The organism is Lentzea indica, from assembly GCF_012184385.1.
Taxonomy (GTDB): Bacteria; Actinomycetota; Actinomycetes; order Mycobacteriales; family Pseudonocardiaceae; genus Lentzea; species Lentzea indica.
Genome location: NZ_VSRL01000565.1, coordinates 1 through 1,078, shown reverse-complemented (window position 1 = coordinate 1,078; position 1,078 = coordinate 1). Strand labels below are relative to the sequence as shown.

The 1,078-nt window shown below is 70.9% G+C and carries 3 protein-coding genes; 2 read left to right on the top strand and 1 reads right to left on the bottom strand.

Annotation, left to right across the window (positions count from 1 at the left end):
* Positions 1-21 precede the first annotated feature (21 nt).
* Positions 22-249: a hypothetical protein gene (locus FXN61_RS49630; RefSeq protein WP_167980665.1), complete on the bottom strand. Its 228-nt coding sequence runs from the start codon at positions 247-249 to the stop codon at positions 22-24.
* A gap of 180 nt (positions 250-429) precedes the next feature.
* On the opposite strand from FXN61_RS49630, the gene FXN61_RS49625 reads away from it, so the two are divergent.
* Together FXN61_RS49625 and FXN61_RS49620 are read left to right on the top strand one after the other, a co-directional pair.
* Complete coding sequence (locus FXN61_RS49625; RefSeq protein ID WP_167980664.1) at positions 430-876, top strand: type II secretion system F family protein; 447 nt, start codon at positions 430-432, stop codon at positions 874-876.
* Between the two features lies 1 nt (position 877).
* On the top strand, positions 878-1,078 hold a 201-nt coding region (locus tag FXN61_RS49620; protein WP_167980663.1), incomplete at its 3' end, for a hypothetical protein.

Below are 1,078 nucleotides of genomic sequence, written 5' to 3'. Positions count from 1 at the left end.
CCGGCTGACCGAGGTCCGCCGCTACCGGGTGCGAGACGGTGCGGAGCCGGAGACGGGTGCCGTGCAGGAGCCGTCGCGGCCGATGCGCCTGCTGCTGGCGCTGAGCGAGCGGATCATCGACGGCCGCGGCAGGCGTGAGCGGATCGAGTTCGACCTCGACCTGGCGGGCATCCGGCTGCGCCCGGCGGAGTGGCTGCTCATGCGGTTCGGCATCGCCGCCGTGCTCGGTGTGGTCCTCGCGGCGGTCACCGGCGCACCGATGGTGTTCGGACCTCTCGGGATGCTGCTCGGGTGGTTCGGCGGACGTTTCTTCCTGAAGTTCCGGATCGGCAGGCGGCGCACGTTGTTCGGCGAACAGCTGCCGGACACGCTGCAGCTGGTGGCGGGCGCCTGCGCTCCGGCTTCTCGTTGTCGCAGGCGCTCGACAGCATGGTGCGCGAGGGCACCCAGCCCATCGCGGGCGAGATCGCCCGGTCACTGGCCCGCACCCGGCTCGGCGTCTCGGTCGAGGACGCGCTCGACAAGGCCGCCGTGCGGATGCAGTGCCAGGACCTCTCCTGGGTGGTCATGGCGATCCGGATCCAGCGCGAGGTCGGCGGGAACCTCGCAGAGCTGCTGCTGACCACCGTGCACACGATGCGCGAGCGGGCGACGGTGCGCAGGCAGGTCAAGGCGCTCACCGCCGAGGGCAGGTTGTCGGCGTACGTGCTGATCTCGCTTCCGATCGGGCTCGGCGCCTGGCTGTTCACCAGCCGCCGGGAGTACATCGAACCGCTCTACACCCGCCCGGTCGGCTGGATGATGCTGGGCGCCACCGCGGTGTGTCTGTGCGCCGGCTGGTTCTGGATGAAAAAGATGATCAAGGTGGAGGTGTGAGGTGAACGGAACACTCCTGCTCCTGATGGGTGTCGGCGCCATCTCCGGTGCGCTGGCGCTGGTGGGTGTCCAGGTCGCCGCGGCCACCACCGGTTCGGCGCGCGTGTCCCGCAGGCTCGCCCACATCGAGGCCACCTACGGCCAGGGCGCCACCGCCGTCGCCGACGCGGACGGCGAAGCACTGCCGCCACTGCTGGACCGG